The following is a 17,655-nucleotide window of genomic DNA, read 5'->3' on the forward strand; positions in this document are numbered from 1 at the left end:
CTCACTGTTCGAGCCCGCGTCACTGTTCGAGCCGTGTCCGACGCCGTACCCACCGGTCCCGCCGTGCCGCTGCCTCCTTCTCAACCCGGCAACGTCAATGGTGTGCTGAAAGTTTCCGGTTGGCGCTCGGTTCGCTCACTCGGGTGATCTTCGGTCTGTATCCCGACTGGCCGGCAGCATGGTCCGGTGACCGGAACACCGCGGCGGCCTTCGGGTGTCGAAATCGTGGCAGCTCACCGAGTCCGCCTGGTCGAAGCCGCCGCCCCGCGCGTGCCGCCCGAAGACCGACTGACCATGGACCGCGTCTGGGACGAGGCGGTGCGGGCCAAGCCGAGTCTCTTCGACGGGCCGGTGGTGGCGTGCGCGGGGTTGGACCGGGAGGGCCACACAGCTTGGTCCTCGCGTGGGTGAGGACGACGTTCCGGTTCAACGCCCTGCGCCTGGTCCCGGGTGTGACCTCGTGGCTACCGTGCCTGTTCGTCTCCGTCGCGCAGCCGACCGACGACGGGCGCCTGTTGGTGGGGCGGATGGCGTCGTGGACAGCCGCTCCCGGTCGTTGGCAGCTGCCGGGCGGATCGGTCGAACCGCCGGACGACCACGAAACCCTCGATGTGGCCGCACTCCGCGGCCACGCCGTGCGGGAACTGGCCGAGGAGACCGGCATCGACGTGGTGCCCGACGACCTGACCCTGTGGCTCGTGACGCACAGCGACACGGGGAACGTCGGCGTCCTGTTCCTCGCTCCGCCACGGCCGGCGTCGTTGCTGCGCGAACGATTCGCCGCCCTGGTGTCCGCCGAGACGACACTGGGCCGTGATCCGGAACTGGACCAGATCGCCCTTGTCCGCTCACCGGCCGACTTGGCGGAACTCGATGGGACACAAGTGGACTACCTGGCACACGTCGTCCACCGTTCGGAGCGGTGGGTTCCATGATCCGCCGAGAAGGAGGTCCCTGCTCTGGTTACGTCTACTTTTACGGCGAGGCCGTGCGGTGGTTGCGCGCGGGGAGGATGGCCTGGTCGAACCACACCTTCCACGAACGCGCGCTCACGCACGCGAGCGGACGTGGATGTCGAGTCCGATGGTCCCCGGTGCCTCCAAGCCCGGCCGTAGCCGCATGTCGCGGTTGTAGTCGTCGGCGAGTGATCGGAACGGGACGGGCTCGTCGGTGAAGAGGCCGTCGAGCCGTCGTCGGTACTCGTGCTTCGCCGCCGTGAACTGCTCCTCCGTCAGGCCGACCGTGCCGTACATCGCGAACGGTTCGAGCGGCGCCATGCCGGTGAACCAGAGCAGGCCGTGCTGCACCGGGAAGAGGACGTCCGCCAGCCGTCCGTGGATGCCTCGGTCGGAGAAGGACGACTCCCGGGCACCGATCGTCACGGACACCAGCGCGCGTCGTCCGCCCAGGGCGCCCTCGCTGTAGGGCGGGGGGACTGCCGGGCCGTGGGCGAATCCGTTGGTGAACACCCGGTCGATCCAGCCCTTGAGGATCGCGGGCATGGAGAACCACCACATCGGGAACTGGAGGATCACGGCGTCCGACCAGCGCACCTTCTCCTGCTCGGACGCGACGTCGGGCGTCAGCCGGCCCGCCAGGGTGGCCTGTTCGTGGGCGGCCAGCACGTCCAGCGGCTGGTCCGCGGTGTGGTCGGGGAAGTCGTCGGCGTCCACCGCTGCCTTCCACTTCATCGCGTAGAGGTCGGATACCCGCACCTCGTGGCCTGCCGCGCGCAGCTGTTCGACCGCGAAGGAGGTCATGGTGCTGTTGAGCGACCGGGGTTCCGGGTGTGCGCTGACGATCAGGATCTTCTTCGGCTGCCGAGTGGCTTCGGTGGTCATGCCGCCACGTTCTCCCGAGCGCGGGCGCGTAACCAGTACCCGGTTCAGCCGGCGGAACCGCAATCCTGGTACTGCGAGGGCCACGCATACTGGGCTCATGGACGGCGTGGATCACATCGAGCGCACAGACGGCGCCGACAACCGCATCGAGAACATCGACGGGATCGACCGCATCGAGGGGATCGACGGGATCGGTGACGCGCGGCGGGCGCTCGGCGGCTTTCTGCGCGCCCGCCGGGGACGCGTCGCGCCGGAGCACGTCGGGCTTGCCGGTGGTCGGCGCAGAAGGGTGCGCGGGCTGCGCCGCGAGGAGCTTTCCCAGCTCGCCGGGATCAGCGTGGACTACTACGTGCGCCTCGAACAGGGTCGAGCCACCCAGCCGTCCCCCGAGGTGCTCGACGCGTTGGCCGGGGCGCTCGGCCTCGACGCAGCCGAGCGCAAGCACCTCGACACCCTGGCCGGTGCCAGGTCCGGCCCCGCGCCCAAGGCCCGGGTCAGCCCTCTGCTGGAGCGGGTCCTGGCCGCCTTGGGCGACTTCCCGGCCTTCGTGACGAACCACCGCCTCGACGTGGTGGCCTGGAACAGCCTGGGCGCCGAACTGATCGGCGGCCTGGCTGCTCCAGGCGGCCGCGACCGGAACAACGCCAGGTACCTCTTCCTCGACCCCGCCTCCCGGCTCGTCCACCCCGACTGGGAGGACAGGGCAGGGGAGGCCGTGGGCCAGCTGCGCGTCTCCGCAGGGCGTTACCCCGACGACACGGAACTGGCCGCGCTCATCACCGAACTGTCCGCGCGCAGCCCCGAGTTCCGCCGGATCTGGGCCAGCGGCGAGGTCGTGATGTGCGGGGCGGGGCGCAAGCGGCTGCGGCACTCGGAGGCCGGGCCGCTCACCTTGGATTACGAGACGCTGCACGTACCGGCCGCACCCGGCGAGACGGGCCTGGTCGTGCACGTGTTCAGTGCCGAGGAAGGCAGCCGGGAGGCCGCCGCCCTCGCCCGACTGGCCACGTGAAGGCTAAGCCGGGGCTTCGGCCTTGACTTCCGGTTCAGTCCACTCTGGCGCTGGGGCCGTCGGTGCGAACATCAGGCGCAGGCCCAGGAACGCGCAGAGCGGGCTGAGTGCGCACATGGCGGCGGCGCTGACGAAGGCGCCGGCGAGATCGCCTGGGGCGAAGCCGAATCCGTCGAAGTAGGTGGCGAACAGGGAGGCGAAGCCGAAGAACATCCCGGGGATGCAGGCGAAGAACGGGATGCGTCCGGTCGCCAGCAGGGTGCCGTTGGCCACGAAGATGACCACGCCGAGCGCGAGGGTCCGGGCGAACGCCCCCTCGCCGAACATCGTGCCGGTCGCCTGGTTGAGCAGGGTGGCGACGACGCCGTACACCGCACCGGTGGTGGTGGCGGTGATCATCTTGACCGCGTTGGCCCGGCTCGGGCCGCCGAGCAGGAAGGTGCCCGCCCAGGCGATGAAGATCGCCCAGGTCGGCAGGGCGAGCGGGCTCATGGTGAGGAAGACGGTGGCCATGGCGACTATCGAGGCGCTGATCTCGTGCGGTAGGCGAAGGCGATGATGGGTGCTCCAATGTGGACGGACGGTGGCGGTGCCGGTGACAGTGCCGGTGAAAGCCCAGGCCGTAGTGGGCCTTCACCGGCGGCACGGTCGGTGAGGGACGGTCAGGCCGGCCCGCCCGGCTTTGCCAGCAGTTCACGCAGGCCCAGGTCGATGAATCCGGTGTCCTCGACACCGCTGAGGCGGCCCTCGATGGGCGCCGAACCGAGCAGCAGGTAGGCCTGTTCGCCTCTGTAGCCGAAAGTCTTCAGGTACTCGACGGCGTTCAGGCAGGCGTTGCGGTAGGCCAGGGTGGCGTCGAGGTAGTAGTTGGTGTTGCTGGGGTGGTCCACGGAAATCCCGACGAACGAGATGAACTCGCTGTAGCGGGGCTCGACGTTGCCCGGCATGAAGATCGGGTTCGTGGTCACGCCGTACTTCCGCATGCCGTCCTTGATCAGGTCGACGCGCAGGTCGACGAACCCGCCCATCTCGATGGCGCCGCAGAAGGTGATCTCCCCGTCGCCCTGGCTGAAGTGCAGGTCGCCACCGGACAGCAGACCACCGGGGACGTGCACCGGGTAGAAGACCCGAGCGCCGCGGCTGAAGTTCTTGATGTCCTGGTTGCCGCCGTTCTCCCGGGCCGGGACCGTGCGGGCGCCTTCCCGGGCGACTTTGGCCGCGTCCTCGCCGACCAGCTGGCCTGCCAGCGCGTTGTGGGCCAGCGGCGGCAGGGCCAGGGCCGGCACCCGGTGCGGATCGGTGTCGATGAGGCCTGTTCCCTGGCGGTCGGGCGGTGGGGTAGAGCCGACACAGCGCCCTGAACCGATTGCTCAGTGGGCGAAGTCCCAGCGGGTGGCGCCGTGTGGCTCGGCGGTGGCCACGCCGACGGTGGTGTGCAGGGTGAGGCGGTACAGGTGCCAGGGCGCGGGACCCGCACTGGGCGCGCTGTACGGGGCCGTGATCGCGTCGCCCTCCACCGAAGCCGGCCAGCCGCCCACGCGGTAAACGGCGGCCACGCGCTCCAGGGTGGAGGAGTCGGTGACCCGATGGGCCTCGCCCTCCAGCACCAGGTCGATACCGCGCAAGCGCACCGACACACTGCACGCCGGGTTCACCGCCAGGTTGCGCGACTTGCGCGTACCCGGTCCGCTCGTGAAGTACAGCGTGTCGTCCACCCACACGGCCCCGACGCCCGCCGAGTGCGGCCGTCCGTCGGGCCGCACGGTCGCCACGAAGAACGTCAGGTCGGCCGTGGGCGTGTCGCTGACGAGGACGTCGCGCGGACGGCTCCACGGCAGCTCCGCGAACCCGTACCGGTCCAGATTGCGAGTCGAGATTGGCTCGGTCATGGTGTCAGTCATACCCAGGCGACGAACGAGCCGACCGCAAATCGACACAGAACCGTTCGCACGAGTGAATACCCCGTTCGGGCGAAGATCCATTGGTTCATTCGATGTTCGTCTGCGCGTAAAATTTGCGGTCCATGACTCCCACCTCCCCGGGGGACCTGATGGCCACGACAACAGCACGGGCTCAGTCCCGACAGCGCCCCACCGCAGAAGCCAAGACCAGGGCTGCGGACACCGAGACCGACGGCACACGAGAAGCCGGACGGACCGCGACCGTGAACCTGCCCTTCGTGACCGCGCAGTTCCGCGCGCCGGAACTGCACATGCCCCACGTCCACGCCCCCAGTCGCGAGGACCTCGGCGCGGTCGTCCGCACCGCGGGCTCGTTCCTGCCCGCGCCGCGCACCGTCCTGTACTTCGGTGGCCTCGCCCTGATGGCGGCCCTGGAAGTGATCGAGTGGCCGGTCGCCGCGGCCATCGGTGTCGGAGCGGCGCTCGCTCCGCGCGGGGAACGCACCCGCGAGGACACCCCCGCGAGGAAACGCGAGAGCACGGCGAAACCGACCGGCTGACGACCGGTGGGGACCCTCCGCGCGCTGGCTTCGAAGATCGCCGGGCTCGTCACGGCGACAGCTCGGCCGGCACCCAGCCCTGACCGCCGGACGTGGACCTCCGGCGGCCTGACACACGTCGAGGTGCCAGGGCTGCGGCGGCCCGGTAGCCAGGACGCGGCATGGGTCCTGAGCCAACGGCTGACCGCGCTGCCCGGGGTGCGCAGCGCGGAGGTCAACGGCGTCCTCGGCCGGGTCGTGGTCGGCCACGACCCGGACGTGATCGGTAGCGAGGAGCTGACCGCGCTGGTAGCGGAGATCGAGCAGGAACTGGGGCTGCACCTGGACGAGCCACCCGCCCGCGTCACGCACCCCGGCGACATGGACAGCCCGCAGCTTCGCGAGGTCGCCGCCCTGGGCATCGACCTGGTCGGGCTCGGGTACGCCGCGTTGGGGCGGGTGCTGCCGGTCGGCGCGCTCCCGCCCCTCGTCCCCGCACTGATGGGTGTCGTGGACACCGCACCGTGGCTGCGCGCGAAGCTGGAGGCGGCGCTCGGCAGGCAGGCCACCGAAACACTGCTCACGATCGGCGGCGCGGCGGGCAACGCCCTGTCACAGCGGCCGGTCGTGCTGCTCACCGATATCGCCTACCGGTTGTGCCTGCGACGCGAGGCGACAGCCAGACGACAGGCCTGGCAACGGTGGGAAGCCAGCGTCGCCGATCTGCCCGAGGCGTACCGCGCCGAGCCCGTCGACGAGGTCCCGCGCCCGCGTGCCGTTCCCGACGGTCCGGTCGAGTTCGTGGCGAACACCTCGGCCGCGCTCGCCCTCGCGGGCTATGCCGCGGGGCGGATCGTCGTCCGCAACCCCGGGCGTGCCGTCGGCGTCCTGATCGCCGGCGTGGCACGGGCCGCGAAGGTGGGCCGCGAGGCGTTCGCCGCCCAGCTCGACGTGGACCTGTCCGAAGCACGGGCGCTGATCTTCGATCCGGACGCGTTGCGCCGCCTCGACCGCGTGGACACCGTCGTCGTGGACGCCTCGGTGCTGCTGACGGGGCGTCACATCGTGGACGAGGTCGTGGCCGTCGACGACGCGGAAGGGCACGCCGAACTGTTCGCGCACGCGCTCGATCTCGTCGATGTGCACGCGCCGAGGGCTCCCCGGCGCGACGACGGCTGGGCGGTGGCGCCGGTGAGTGAGCTGGACGCGTCGCTTCCCGGCCACGCGAGGCAGGTCGCGCGCGAAAAGGCTCACGCGGGCGCGACCGTGCTGGTGCTGACGCGGGAGGCCCGGCCGGTCGGTGTGGTCAGCGTCGTCGCGGAAACCGACCCGCTCACCGACGCGCTGATCGCCGCGGCGCGGCGAGCCGGGACCTTGGTGCTCGGCGGGGTCACCGATGGGCTCGACCAGCGCTTGGACGTGGATCGCGTGGTTCCGGGCGGCAACCGGCTGGCGACGTCGGTGCGAGCGCTCCAGGCGGAAGGGCACGTGGTCGCCGTGGTGTCGACGCGCGGCCGTTCCGCGCTGGCCGCCGCCGACCTCGGCATCGGCGTGCCCGGACCGACCGGCGCCGTGCCGTGGGCAGCCGACGTCCTGTGCGTGGGACTGGCGCAGGCCTGCGTGGTGCTCGACGCGGCGACCGCGGCCCGGAAGGCGAGCAGGCACAGCGCCGAACTCGCCGTCGCGGGATCGTCGCTGGGGGTGCTGCTCGGCGTGTTCGGGCCTGTTCGCGGGGCACCCGCTCGCGCCGCCTACCCGGTGCAGCTCGCGGCCCTGCTCGCACTCGCCGCAGGGACGTGGTGGGGCTCGCAGCCTCGGCGTCGGCCCGCTCCGGTCCCCGTGGACCGGACGCCGTGGCACGCGATGTCGCCGCAGGCGGTGCTCAGCGCGCTGACCTCCTCCAGTCGCGGTCTGGACGCCGCCGAGTCCGAACGAAGACGACGCCACGAGCCGGTCGACGACGATCCGAGCCGGTTCGGGTTGGCCAGAGCCTCGGTGGAGGAGCTGGCCAACCCGTTGACACCCGCGCTCGCGGCCGGAGCGGGCCTGTCGGCGAGCCTCGGCTCGATCACCGACGCTGTGATGATCTCCGGCGTGCTCGGCCTGAACGCCCTGATCGGCGGAGCGCAGCGGGTCGGCGCCAATCGTGAGCTGCGGCGGTTGCTGGACACCAGCGCCCTGCGGGCACGGCTGCGGCGCAAGGGGGAAGCGCAGGACGTGCGCGCTGATCAGCTGGTCGTCGGTGACGTGATCGAGTACCACGCCGGTGACGCGGTCCCCGCGGACTGCCGGCTGCTGGAGGCCGACCGACTCGAAGTCGACGAGTCCAGCCTCACCGGCGAGTCCCAGCTCGTGGCCAAGACCGTGCGGGCGACCGGCGCCGCCGCGGTCGCGGACCGCTCGTCGATGCTGTACCAGGGCACCGTGGTGGCCGCCGGCCGTGCCGTCGGTGTCGTCGTGGCCACCGGTGGGCGCACCGAGGCGGGCCGCACCACGCGCCTGGCCGACGGCGACGCGCCGATCACCGGTGTGGCGTCGAGACTTCGCTCGCTGACCAAGCAGGCCCTGCCCGTTTCCCTCGGTGCCGGTGCCCTGCTGATGGTGATGGACCTGCTGCGCGGCCACGGCATGAGCCAGGCGCTGGGACGTGCGGTAGGCCTTGCGGTGGCCTCGGTGCCGGAAGCCCTTCCGTTCGTGGCCACGGTCGCCGAACTGGCCTCCGCGCGGCGCCTGTCCCGACACGGCGTGCTCGCGCGGAGTCCGTCGACGATCGAGGCGCTCGGCCGGGTCGATGTGCTGTGCTTCGACAAGACGGGAACGCTCACCGAAGGTCGGATCACGGTGCAGCAGATCGGTGACGGCCGGACCGAGCGGCCGGTGTCGGACCTCACCCCCTCGCTGCGGGAGGTTCTCGCCGCGGCGACGCGGGCAAGTCCTTGGCATGAAACGGCTCGGCCGCCTGCGCACCCGACCGACGGCGCCGTGCTCGACGTGGGTCGTCGGCTTTCCCTGGTGCCCGACGACTGGGACCACGTCGCCTCGCTCCCGTTCGAACCGTCCCGCGGCTATCACGCGATGCTCGCCCGTTCGCCGCGGGGACTCGTGGTGAGTGTGAAGGGCGCGCCCGAAGCCGTGCTCGCGGCGTGCAGCCGATGGCGGGGTGAACCGTTCGACGCGCAGGCCCGTCACGATGTCGAGGCGTCGGTGGATCGCTTGGCACGCAAGGGTTTCCGGGTGCTGGCGGTGGCCGAGCGCGAGGACTCGGGCTCGTCGGAGCTGACCGAGTCGAGCGTCGGTGATCTCGACTTCCGCGGCTTGGTGGCCCTCGCCGACCCGGTGCGCTCCACGGCCGCGGAGTCCGTCGACCGGCTTCGGCGCGCGGGCGTCGACGTCGTCATGATCACCGGTGATCATCCCAGCACCGCCGAGGCGATCGCGGCCGAGCTCAACGTCCTCAATGGAGGGCGCGTGATGACCGGTCCCGAGTTGGACGCTCTCGACGACGACGCGCTGGCGGCCGTCGTGCCGGAGATCACCGTGTTCGCCAGGGTCAGCCCTGAGCAGAAGGCCAGGATCGTGCGCCGGTTGCAGCACGCGAAGCGGGTGGTCGCCATGACCGGTGACGGCGCGAACGACGCACCGGCCATCCGACTCGCCGACGTCGGCATCGCCCTCGGGTCCCGCGCGACCCCGGCCGCGCGGGAGGCGGCCGATCTCGTGGTCACCGACGACCGGATCGAGACGATCACCGACGCGATCGTCGAGGGACGCGGGACGTGGTCGTCCGTCCGCGCCGCGCTGTCGATCCTGCTCGGCGGGAACCTCGGGGAGATCGCGTTCACGCTGGCCGCCGGGCTGCTCAGCGCGCGCGACACGCTCAACGCCCGGCAACTGCTGTTGATCAACCTGCTCACCGACGTCCTGCCCGCCCTGGCGGTGGCCGTCCGGCCCCCGCCGCACTCCACGCCCGAACAACTCCTGGCCGAAGGGCCTGACGCGTCGCTCGGTGTGAGCCTGACCCGTGACATCTACGTCCGGGCCGCCACCACGGCGGGCGCGGCCATGCTCGCGTGGCTGCTCGCCCGGCCCGTCAGCACCTCGGGGCAGGCCGGCACGACCGCGCTGGTGGCGCTCGTCAGCGCGCAGCTCGGGCAGACGGTGGCCGTGCGCGGCCGAACGCCGCTGGTCGTCGCGGCGGGCGTCGGATCACTCGTCGCACTGGCCGCGTTCGTGCAGGTCCCGGGGGTGAGCCGGTTCTTCGGCAACCGGCCGCTGCTGCCGCACCAGTGGTTCATCGCGTTGACCGCCGCCGCGGCCGCGACCGCCGTCCAGGCGTTCAGCCGGCACGGCGACTTCCGCCCGGATTCACCGGGTGGACACCTTTAGGAAACACGGGCTTCACATAGGGAAGCGAGCGTGGCGCCGAGTCCGGAACCCGTCGCCGCTGTAGGAGATCATCATGCCCGACCTGTTCGCCAGCATTCTCACCAGGGTGGGTGTCGCTCTGCTCGAAGCGCTCGTGGTGCGCCTCGTGCAAGCCATGTTCGAGGCGATGTTCCGCAACTACCGCATGGCCTGAGAAACGCCCTCAGCGTCGCGGCCCGCCCGCCGTCACCCGCAGCGGCTCAACCGAGGGAGTGTTGCCCGCACCTGCGTTGGTCGCAGGGCCGGGCATCGGCTGTGGGCGCGCGGTCACGCCGGTGGACCGCGCGGTCCAGTCCGGCCCCAGCCTGGTCCTGCGGGGGTTGGCGACGGGCTGCCCAGTGACTGTCTCGTGCATGGTCTCCTCCGTGGGAAAGTGCATATGCACCCTTGTGGTTCCCGCCGGCCGGTACTGGGCAAACGATGAGGTACGTCACTCCGACTGCGGACTGCGTCTGCCCGGAAGAGTGACTGACAGTGAAAGCACGCTCACATCGAGGAGCGTGTGGTTGCCGCAACGTTGAGGCTGCTTTCAATTTTTCAATGATTTGCGATTGCCTCCTGGGACAACCCCTCTCCTACCAGGAGTCCTTCACCTTCCGGGCGAACCGCCCACCGACCGAGCGCGCGGGCGGACCCTCGCATCGTCCGGAGGTTCCGCCCGCCACCTGACGCCTGACACCTTCGTCGACGCCGTGACGCCGTCGACGAAGGCGGGTCAGTGGTGGTGGTCGTGCCGGCCGAGGGTCTCCACGGGGGTCGCGCCGGGGCGGGTCCACTGCGGCACTGGGCGGCTGGTCGGGCCCCAGGTGGCGTTCCCGTCCGCGTCCGAGCGCCAGGACCAGCACGGGCTGAGCCCTTCGGGCCAGCCCTCGGGGTTGTCCTCCCACGCCTCGCCGCGGCCGTAGGGCGTCATGTCGAGCAGACCCAAGGACCCGTTGATCCGCTCGTTGCCACGGCCTGTCGTGGAGTAGGTGAGGAACACGCGGTCGCCGTCGCGCAGGAAGCAGGTGATGTAACCCATGCTGCCGCCGACCGGCGCGTCCACGTCGCGCACCGAGTACCAGGGCTGGGTGTAGCCCATGAACTCGACGTAGGAGGCCACCTCGTCCCAACGGCCCGTGGTCAGGACAGCGAACGAGACGCCGCGGGCGTTGAGGTAGACGGCGTCTTTCAGGTGCCAGGCCGCGGTGGTGCAGCCCTCGCACTGCCCTTGGTGCGGCGCGCCGTCGTGCCACATGTGCTTGTAGACCACGAGCTCGTCGCGGCCCTGGAACAGGTCCAGGAACGGGACCGGGCCGTCGGGTCCGACGACCTCGACCGTCCCGTCGAACTCCACCATCGGCAGTCGGCGGCGGGCCGCGGCGAGGGCGTCGCCCTCGCGGGTGTGGGCCTTCTCGCGGACCAGGAGCTCGTCACGGGCGGCCTGCCAGGTGGCCAGGTCAACGACGGGCGGGCGGCCGGGCAGCGCGGTGGTCGGGTCGTCCGGCGTGATCGTCATGGTGTCCTCCGTGGTGTCTCGTGCCGGGCAGCGTCGTGCGACGTCCTATGACACCAGAACAGATCCGGCGACCCGGCACCAGAAGTAGCTGCCGCCCGAGTACTCGCCGGTGCGGGCCCAACGTGCCATGAGTCGTCCTACCTCGGCGACCGTGAAGATCGACGCGCTCCAGCGGGAACCGTCGGGCAGTCGCACCTCGGCGTCGAGGTTCTCCACTCGATCGGGATCTTCGTCGTGGCCGAGCAGAAAGGCCACGACGAACGAGGAAGTCCGAACGCGGTAGTACGGCAGGTCCCATCCCTGGGAGATCACAGTGACCGTCGAAGTCGCCACGACGCCCAGGCTACGGCTCGACATGCTCATGCCGCTGTGCGCGTGGTGACGCACTCGACCGAGCTCCGCATCCGGTACTCGGCCGGCCTGGCGGAGCTGTTCCGTTCCGGGGAGAGACTCCTGTCACCGGCCGTCCGCGCGACCACCGCCGATCGTTGGCATGACAAGCCATGCGCGCCGTATTCCCCGGCTCCTTCGACCCGGCCACGCAGGGACACCTCGACGTGGCGGGCCGGGCCGCGGGCATGTTCGACGAAGTCGTCGTGTGCGTCCTGACCAACCCGGAGAAGACCGGTCGGCTCCCCCTCGCCGAACGACTGGCCCTGCTGGCCGACATGACCAGCGACCTGGCCAATGTCACGGTGGACTCCAGCCCCGGCCGGCTACTGGTCGACTACTGCCGCGGGGCGGGTATCGGCGTGATCGTGCGAGGCACGCGCACCCCGGGCGACCTAGGGCACGAGTTGCCGATGGCTCGGATGAACCATCACCTGAGCGGCATCGAAACGCTCTTCGTCCCGACCAGTCCCGCGCAGGCGTACATCTCCTCAACCCTCATCGCGGCGACGGCCCAGCGGTAGCGCCCGTTCGAAGAGCAGCTCGAGCCCCGTCCTCCTCATCGATCTGCTCCCCGATCTCCGCGACGTCCAGATCGCCGCACGCCACGCCGCCCCCAGACCGCCATGCGCTACGACCGCGCCCGCAAGAACCTCGACCGCCACCTCAACTAGATCCTCGCCGCCTACATGGCCTCAGCAACCTGAAACCACCACCACACGGTCATGCCGATGACCGGAGGTGTCCCGCGCGTGCTGCGGCTGCGTGCTGGGAAGTGTCCGCAGTGGTCGGTCGTCGTCTGGCGTCCGTGGAGTCAGGAGAGCTGGACTCAGTTCCCCACGCCGAGAGTGGACATGAACGCGGACGGGTATCGGTCGCCGCGTGCCGCGCCCATCGGCACCGCCTTCTCGATCTCGGCGAGGTCGTCCGCGGTGAGGTTCAGGTCCGTCGCGGGCAGTGCCTCGGCCAGCCGGTCGCGGGTGCGGGCGCCGACCAGCGGCACGATGTCCTCGCCCTGTGCGGCCACCCAGGCGATGGCCAGTTGGGCGACGGTGCGGCCCTTCGCCTCGGCGACCCGGCGCAGCGCCTCCACGAGGGCGAGGTTGTGTTCCACGTTCCCGCTGGAGAACCGTGGGTTGAAGCCGCGGCTGTCGCCGGGGCCGGCGGCGTGGCCGGCGGACCAGTGCCCGGAGATGAGGCCGCGGCTGAGGACGCCGTACGCGGTCAGGCCGATGCCGAGTTCCCGCAGCGTCGGCAGGATGTCCTCCTCCACCGCGCGGGAGATCAGCGAGTACTCGATCTGCAGGTCGGCGATCGGGTGCACGGCGTGCGCTCGGCGGATCGTCGCCGCGTCGACCTCCGAGAGGCCGATGTGCTGCACGTACCCGGCGTCGATCATCTCCTTGATCGCCCCCACCGTCTCCTCGATCGGCACCGCCGGGTCCAGCCGGGCGGGCCGGTAGATGTCGATGTGGTCGGTGCCCAGCCGGGTCAGCGAGTAGGCCAGGAAGTTCTTCACGGCCTTCGGCCGGGCGTCGAACCCGCCGAACTCGTGGCCCGGCCCCCGCAGCATGCCGAACTTGACGCTCAGCTTGTAGCTGTCCCGATCTCGGTCGCGCAGGGCCTCGGCGAGCAGCAACTCGTTGTGGCCCATGGCGTAGAAGTCACCGGTGTCGATCAGCGTGACGCCGGCCTCCAGCGCGGCGTGCACGGTGGCGATACTCTCCGCGCGGTCGGCCGCGCCGTAAGCGCCCGACATTCCCATCGCGCCAAGGCCCAGCCCGGAAACGGCCGGGCCGGTGCGGCCCAGGGTTCGTGTCTTGCCCAGGATTGGTTTCTGCACTGCGTTCTCCTTCGTCGTCGATCTGTCACCCACTTTGCGCCCGCGCCACGACGTGTGGGAGCGGAGCGTTGATCATGGGAGAGCCGCTCCCTGGATGGGCACGCCCGCCGCGAGGGACCATGGGGCCATGCACCGTGACCAGCTCGCCGACTTCCTGCGCCGCCGCCGCGAGGCGATCCGGCCGGCCGAGGCGGGTCTCGCCGACGGCCCCCGCCGCCGCACCACCGGCCTGCGCCGGGAAGAGGTGGCGATGCTCGCCGGCATGTCGGTGGACTACGTCGTACGCCTGGAGCAGGGCCGCAGCAGCCAGCCCTCGACCCAACTGCTCGGCGCGCTGGCGCGGGCCCTGCGCCTGTCCGACGACGAGCGCGACCATCTGTTCCACCTGGCCGGCCACCGGCCACCGCCCGCGGACGGGGTGGCCCGCCTGGCCCGCGCCGGCCTGCTGCGCATGCTCGACCTGCTCGGCGACACCCCGGCCCTGGTGCTGTCCGACCTGGGCGAGGTCCTCGCCCAGAACCGGGCAGCTGTCCTGCTGACGGGCGACCACACCGGTTTCTCCGGCGACCGGCGCTACGCCGCATATCGCTGGTTCACCGACCCCGCCGCCCGCGCCGTCACCCCGCCGGAGGAGCAGGAGCGCCAGGCCCGTCAGGTCGTGGCCGACCTGCGCGCGGTCGCCGGCCGCCGGTCCGCCGATCCCACCGTCGCCGGACTCGTCGACCGGTTGCAGGCCGCGAGCGCCGACTTCCGGCGGCTCTGGGCCGAGCACGAGGTGGCGGTCCGGCGCGTCGACCGCAAAACCCTGCTGCACCCGAGGGTCGGCTGGCTGACGATGGACTGCGAGACTCTGGTCACGCCCGACCAGGGGCAGCAGCTGCTGGTGCTCACCCCGGCGGACGCCGAAGCCCGCGAGCGGCTGGAGCTACTACAGGTGCTCGGCATCGAGGAATTCCCCACGAGGGCTACGGGCACGCCCCTACGGTGAAGCGGCCGACCACGGCACCGGCTCGATATTCGGCGGAGTGGCCCCCGAATTGCATGCCGACCTGCGGTCCGCGTCGACCGGAGGCCGCCAGGGCACGTGGACGAACAATCGCCCGCATGCCGGACGCAGTCGCAGCCCCGGGCGCGACGGTCGAGTTGTCAACGCACTCTTCTGCCGCCGAGCGCGCGTACCGATGAACATCCGCTTCTGTCGATGAGCGTTCCCGTCGAGCGGTTCCGGCGCCACCGCGTTGCCGTTGATCAGCGTGGCGATGCCCGGCACCGTTCTGCTCGCGGCGGGCGGGCGGCGAAATTCGCTGGAGCCGGCTGGATCGTTCAGCCAGAATCGGCCGTGTGCTCGTCGCCCCGGACGCCGTCGTGGCCGGCCACGGTCTGCCGACCGGGCCGGTCACGATCCATGTCGATCGCCCCGGCCGACTGGTCGCCAGGGTCGGCGGCTTCGCGGTGAAGGTCGACGAGCGGCCGGACGCGTTCGTGCGGGAACGGGCGGCGATCGCCCGGCTCGGCGCGGCGGGCCTGCCGGTGTCGGAAGTCCACGCCAGTCGCGATGGCACCCCGTCCCATCTGGTGCTGCGGTGGATCGAGGGAGAGCCACTGTCGGCGGCCAGCCCGCCATCGGCGCGGCGCGAGGCGGGCCGGCTGCTGCGTCGGGTTCACGCCGAGCCTGAGAGCAGACCGGACACGATCGGTGAGTGGATGACGGACTGGACCACCTGGATCCTGGCTTGGCTGGCGGACTTCGCCGGTGTGCCGGCGCAGCGGTGCGACGAGATCCAGGCCTGGTGCCGACGCCTCCAGCCGCTGATGACCAGCCGCGGCACGCTGACGCTGTTGGACGGCCGCCCCGACCACTTCGTGGTGCGCGATGGCCGGATCGCCGGTCTGATCGACCTGGAAGACGTCAGCGCCGGCGACCCCGCAATGGATCTGGCGGTGCTCGCAGTCGCCGACGAGGACCTGCTGCCCGCGGTGCTGGACGGATACGCGCCGACGAGGGCGGAAGCGGCAGCTTTCGACGAGCTGATTCCGTTCTACGTGCTGCTGCGCCGGCTCGCAGCAGCCAACTGGGAGCACCAGCACGGTAACCCCGCCCGCACACCCCGTCTGTTGGAGCAAGTAGCCAGGACGCGGATATCTCCTTGACGAAGGTGCTCGGCCTGTCGCACCTGCAGTTCGAGGCCCTGCCCGCCGCAGCACGGGAGTCGGACGACCCGTTCGACCTCGCCTTGGTCGCGATGCTCGGCCTGCTCGGGCTCCGGATCTCGGAGGCCGGCCGAGCCGACGTCGAGGACATCGGCGAGGAACACGAACACCGCGTCTTGCTCGTGCACGGCAAAGGCGGCAAGAAACCCTCGTTCCACTGCCGCCCGCGGTCGCACGGGCACTGGACCGGGCTGTCGTCGACCGGCGGTCCACAGCCCTGTCACGGACGTTGCCTCAGGCGCAGCGGTCCCGACCCGACCGACTGCCGCGTCACACTCGTTCGCCGCTTGCCGGGGGAGCGGTGACTGGTTCGAGCAGGTCGGTGGTCGACAGCTGGTGGAAGTGCCGGGCCCAGTCGAGCGGGGTCGCGTCGAAGCGCTGGTCGCGGAGGTCGGGGTCGGCGCCCAGTTCCAGCAGCCGACGCGTGAGCTCGACGTTGCCGGCCATCGCGCTGTGGTGCAGTGCGGTCTCCCAAGCCTCTTCGACCGGCGCATCGCCGCGGCCGTAGGCGTTCACGTCGAAGCCGAGCTCCGCCAGCAACGTGACTGTCTCGATGGATGCGTGGGCCGCTGCCCACACGACGAGTCCGGGGCGGCTGCGGCGGGTTTCCGTCACGGTGTCGGGATGCTCGGCGCGGACCCGGTCGAGGGTGGACCGGTCGGCGCGGAACGCCGCGGCGATCAGCTCGCGCACCGGATCAGGGCCGGGCTGCGCGGCACCTTGTGTGACGAGGTAGTCGGCGATCTCTGTGTCGCCGTTGAGCCGGGCCAGCTCGACCGGTGTCCTGCCGTCGCCGGGACTCCACGCGGGCCCGTCGTCCTCGAACGGCGAGTGGAAGTCGACGCCGTGTTCGACCAGCAGCCGCACGCGGGCGGGTTGGTGGTGCTCGACCGCCCAGCGGAGCTGGATGCGCAGCATCTGCGCGGGCGTGCCCGGCTCTGCGATCCGTGTCCTCCACGGGCCGCCGTCGCCGGTGCCGAGCCCGTATTCGAACAGCAGCTCCAAGTGCGAGTCGTCCGGCTCGAACATCCTGTTGTACAGGGCCTGGGCGTCGTTGGGGTCGGCGCCCGCGTCGAGCAGCAGCCGGCCCAACGCCCGCCAGTGCGGGTGGCGCGGCTGGCGCCGCTGGCCCAGCTCGCCGTGGCCGAACACCCCGGTCAGCAATGTGAACGGTGACGGTAGGGCGTCGAAGAGGTAGCCGTCGTCCGGGTCGGCGCCGGCGTCGAGCAGTTGCCGGGCGACCGCGAGCACACGCTCGGCCGACACGGCTTGGTCGAATCGCGAGTAGACGAGGTAGAACAGCGGCCGCCACCGGAACGGGCCACCCCGCTCGGCCACCCGCCGCGGCTGCTCCGCGAGCAGCCGGCCGACGTCGTCGGGGCGGGCGGCCGCCGCGGCGGCCCAGATGTTCTGGGTGGTCAGATCGGGACGCTCGGCCAGCAGTTGACGGGCTTGCGCCCAGCGCTCCGGCCCGTCCTCGCGGCTGTAGGTCAGGCAGGCGAGGCGGCAGAACTCCTCCGCCGGGCCGGCCGCGGGCGCCGCACCGAGCCCGGTGTCCCAGCCGTGTTCGGCCACGGTTTCCGTGTATCGCGCAAGCCGGGGCCAGCTGGCGAATCCGTATTCGCGAGCGACGACCAACTGCGCCGCGCTGAGCTGAAAACCGCCGGCGTGGTCGGGCAGGACACCGGGGTGGTGACGGGCCAGCCGCGTGACGGCGTCGGGGTCACCGGCCCGGACGGCCCGCTGCAGGGCACGGGCCTGCCGGCGGAAGCTGTCGAGGTGGGGACGGTCGGGCATGCCCGGGGTCGGCACGATGGTCTCCTTTCGTCTGCCTGATGTCCGCTCGGTCAGGCCGAAAGGAGAGCGATGGTGACACGTGGTGCACGCGCCAGGTGGGCTGAGCCCATTCCCGCGGACCGGTGGCTTCCTGGCAGCCGCCGTCATTCTAGCCCAGTCGCGCCGGCGCACGCGGGTTCGTCGGGCCCAACCGTCCGG

General features: G+C 71.2%; 16 protein-coding genes and 1 pseudogene. 9 read left to right on the forward strand and 8 right to left on the reverse strand.

Translation table 11 applies throughout. From position 1 onward, the window contains the following. Positions 1–225: 225 nt before the first annotated feature. Positions 226–411 (forward strand): hypothetical protein, encoded by a 186-nt coding sequence (locus ALI22I_RS52595; protein ID WP_202971167.1) that lies wholly within the window; start codon positions 226–228, stop codon positions 409–411. After that, positions 408–935: an NUDIX hydrolase gene (locus tag ALI22I_RS52600; protein WP_238598814.1), complete on the forward strand. Its 528-nt coding sequence runs from the start codon at positions 408–410 to the stop codon at positions 933–935. The genes ALI22I_RS52595 and ALI22I_RS52600 overlap by 4 nt, the downstream gene beginning before the upstream one ends. A gap of 114 nt (positions 936–1,049) precedes the next feature. On the opposite strand, the gene ALI22I_RS42100 is transcribed toward ALI22I_RS52600, so the two are convergent. Beyond that, on the reverse strand, positions 1,050–1,841 hold the full coding sequence (locus ALI22I_RS42100; protein WP_077011075.1) for an NAD(P)H-dependent oxidoreductase: 792 nt from the start codon (positions 1,839–1,841) through the stop codon (positions 1,050–1,052). A 97-nt stretch (positions 1,842–1,938) separates the two neighbouring features. On the opposite strand from ALI22I_RS42100, the gene ALI22I_RS42105 reads away from it, so the two are divergent. Next, entirely contained in the window at positions 1,939–2,853 is a 915-nt protein-coding gene (locus ALI22I_RS42105) for a helix-turn-helix transcriptional regulator (RefSeq protein ID WP_083752387.1), read from the forward strand. Between the two features lie 3 nt (positions 2,854–2,856). On the opposite strand, the gene ALI22I_RS42110 is transcribed toward ALI22I_RS42105, so the two are convergent. The 3 genes and pseudogenes from ALI22I_RS42110 to ALI22I_RS42120 form a co-directional block, all read right to left on the reverse strand. Further along, positions 2,857–3,387 carry a DUF1097 domain-containing protein gene (locus ALI22I_RS42110; RefSeq protein ID WP_338013542.1) on the reverse strand — a complete coding sequence of 177 codons (531 nt, stop codon included), beginning with the start codon at positions 3,385–3,387 and terminating at the stop codon, positions 2,857–2,859. A 128-nt stretch (positions 3,388–3,515) separates the two neighbouring features. Next, positions 3,516–4,169 (reverse strand): annotated as a pseudogene (locus tag ALI22I_RS42115) (acetamidase/formamidase family protein); the annotation flags it as partial. Between the two features lie 54 nt (positions 4,170–4,223). Further along, positions 4,224–4,742 (reverse strand): pyridoxamine 5'-phosphate oxidase family protein, encoded by a 519-nt coding sequence (locus ALI22I_RS42120; protein ID WP_077011247.1) that lies wholly within the window; start codon positions 4,740–4,742, stop codon positions 4,224–4,226. A 134-nt stretch (positions 4,743–4,876) separates the two neighbouring features. Here ALI22I_RS42120 and ALI22I_RS51605 point away from each other — a divergent pair, with 134 nt between their 5' ends. Both ALI22I_RS51605 and ALI22I_RS42130 read left to right on the forward strand, forming a co-directional pair. Then, complete coding sequence (locus ALI22I_RS51605; protein WP_179118528.1) at positions 4,877–5,314, forward strand: hypothetical protein; 438 nt, start codon at positions 4,877–4,879, stop codon at positions 5,312–5,314. A gap of 6 nt (positions 5,315–5,320) precedes the next feature. Beyond that, positions 5,321–9,679 (forward strand): cation-translocating P-type ATPase, encoded by a 4,359-nt coding sequence (locus ALI22I_RS42130; RefSeq protein ID WP_077011078.1) that lies wholly within the window; start codon positions 5,321–5,323, stop codon positions 9,677–9,679. Between the two features lie 754 nt (positions 9,680–10,433). Here ALI22I_RS42130 and ALI22I_RS42135 read toward each other — a convergent pair. Together ALI22I_RS42135 and ALI22I_RS42140 are read right to left on the reverse strand one after the other, a co-directional pair. Next, the gene (locus ALI22I_RS42135) at positions 10,434–11,216 is read right to left on the reverse strand and encodes a DUF899 domain-containing protein (protein ID WP_077011079.1); all 783 of its coding nucleotides are present in this window, start codon (positions 11,214–11,216) and stop codon (positions 10,434–10,436) included. A gap of 45 nt (positions 11,217–11,261) precedes the next feature. Next, positions 11,262–11,549, reverse strand: coding sequence for a hypothetical protein (locus ALI22I_RS42140; protein WP_143532700.1), 288 nt, complete (start codon positions 11,547–11,549; stop codon positions 11,262–11,264). A 170-nt stretch (positions 11,550–11,719) separates the two neighbouring features. On the opposite strand from ALI22I_RS42140, the gene coaD reads away from it, so the two are divergent. Then, positions 11,720–12,130, forward strand: a complete 411-nt coding sequence (gene coaD, locus ALI22I_RS42145) for a pantetheine-phosphate adenylyltransferase (RefSeq protein ID WP_077011081.1) — start codon at positions 11,720–11,722, stop codon at positions 12,128–12,130. A 305-nt stretch (positions 12,131–12,435) separates the two neighbouring features. Here coaD and ALI22I_RS42150 read toward each other — a convergent pair whose 3' ends face one another. Further along, complete coding sequence (locus ALI22I_RS42150; protein ID WP_274523039.1) at positions 12,436–13,449, reverse strand: aldo/keto reductase; 1,014 nt, start codon at positions 13,447–13,449, stop codon at positions 12,436–12,438. A 127-nt stretch (positions 13,450–13,576) separates the two neighbouring features. Here ALI22I_RS42150 and ALI22I_RS42155 point away from each other — a divergent pair, with 127 nt between their 5' ends. The 3 genes from ALI22I_RS42155 to ALI22I_RS42165 all read left to right on the forward strand — a co-directional run bounded on the left by ALI22I_RS42155 (position 13,577) and on the right by ALI22I_RS42165 (position 15,965). After that, positions 13,577–14,437: a helix-turn-helix transcriptional regulator gene (locus tag ALI22I_RS42155; protein WP_077011082.1), complete on the forward strand. Its 861-nt coding sequence runs from the start codon at positions 13,577–13,579 to the stop codon at positions 14,435–14,437. A 353-nt stretch (positions 14,438–14,790) separates the two neighbouring features. Continuing rightward, positions 14,791–15,600: a phosphotransferase family protein gene (locus ALI22I_RS42160; RefSeq protein WP_077011083.1), complete on the forward strand. Its 810-nt coding sequence runs from the start codon at positions 14,791–14,793 to the stop codon at positions 15,598–15,600. Further along, positions 15,597–15,965 carry a hypothetical protein gene (locus ALI22I_RS42165; RefSeq protein ID WP_077011084.1) on the forward strand — a complete coding sequence of 123 codons (369 nt, stop codon included), beginning with the start codon at positions 15,597–15,599 and terminating at the stop codon, positions 15,963–15,965. The genes ALI22I_RS42160 and ALI22I_RS42165 overlap by 4 nt, the downstream gene beginning before the upstream one ends. Here ALI22I_RS42165 and ALI22I_RS42170 read toward each other — a convergent pair. Further along, positions 15,931–17,472, reverse strand: a complete 1,542-nt coding sequence (locus ALI22I_RS42170) for an ankyrin repeat domain-containing protein (RefSeq protein ID WP_077011085.1) — start codon at positions 17,470–17,472, stop codon at positions 15,931–15,933. The two genes, ALI22I_RS42165 and ALI22I_RS42170, sit on opposite strands and share 35 nt — an antisense overlap. Positions 17,473–17,655 lie beyond the last annotated feature (183 nt).

Source organism: Saccharothrix sp. ALI-22-I, from assembly GCF_001984175.1.
Taxonomy (GTDB): Bacteria; Actinomycetota; Actinomycetes; order Mycobacteriales; family Pseudonocardiaceae; genus Actinosynnema.

Coding starts and splice junctions, on each gene's coding strand:
- ALI22I_RS42100 (WP_077011075.1), bottom strand. CDS start 1,841: ATGACCACCGAAGCCACTCGGCAGCCGAAGAAGATCCTGATCGTCAGC.
- ALI22I_RS42105 (WP_083752387.1), top strand. CDS start 1,939: ATGGACGGCGTGGATCACATCGAGCGCACAGACGGCGCCGACAACCGC.
- ALI22I_RS42120 (WP_077011247.1), bottom strand. CDS start 4,742: ATGACCGAGCCAATCTCGACTCGCAATCTGGACCGGTACGGGTTCGCG.
- ALI22I_RS51605 (WP_179118528.1), top strand. CDS start 4,877: ATGACTCCCACCTCCCCGGGGGACCTGATGGCCACGACAACAGCACGG.
- ALI22I_RS42135 (WP_077011079.1), bottom strand. CDS start 11,216: ATGACGATCACGCCGGACGACCCGACCACCGCGCTGCCCGGCCGCCCG.
- coaD (WP_077011081.1), top strand. CDS start 11,720: ATGCGCGCCGTATTCCCCGGCTCCTTCGACCCGGCCACGCAGGGACAC.
- ALI22I_RS42155 (WP_077011082.1), top strand. CDS start 13,577: ATGCACCGTGACCAGCTCGCCGACTTCCTGCGCCGCCGCCGCGAGGCG.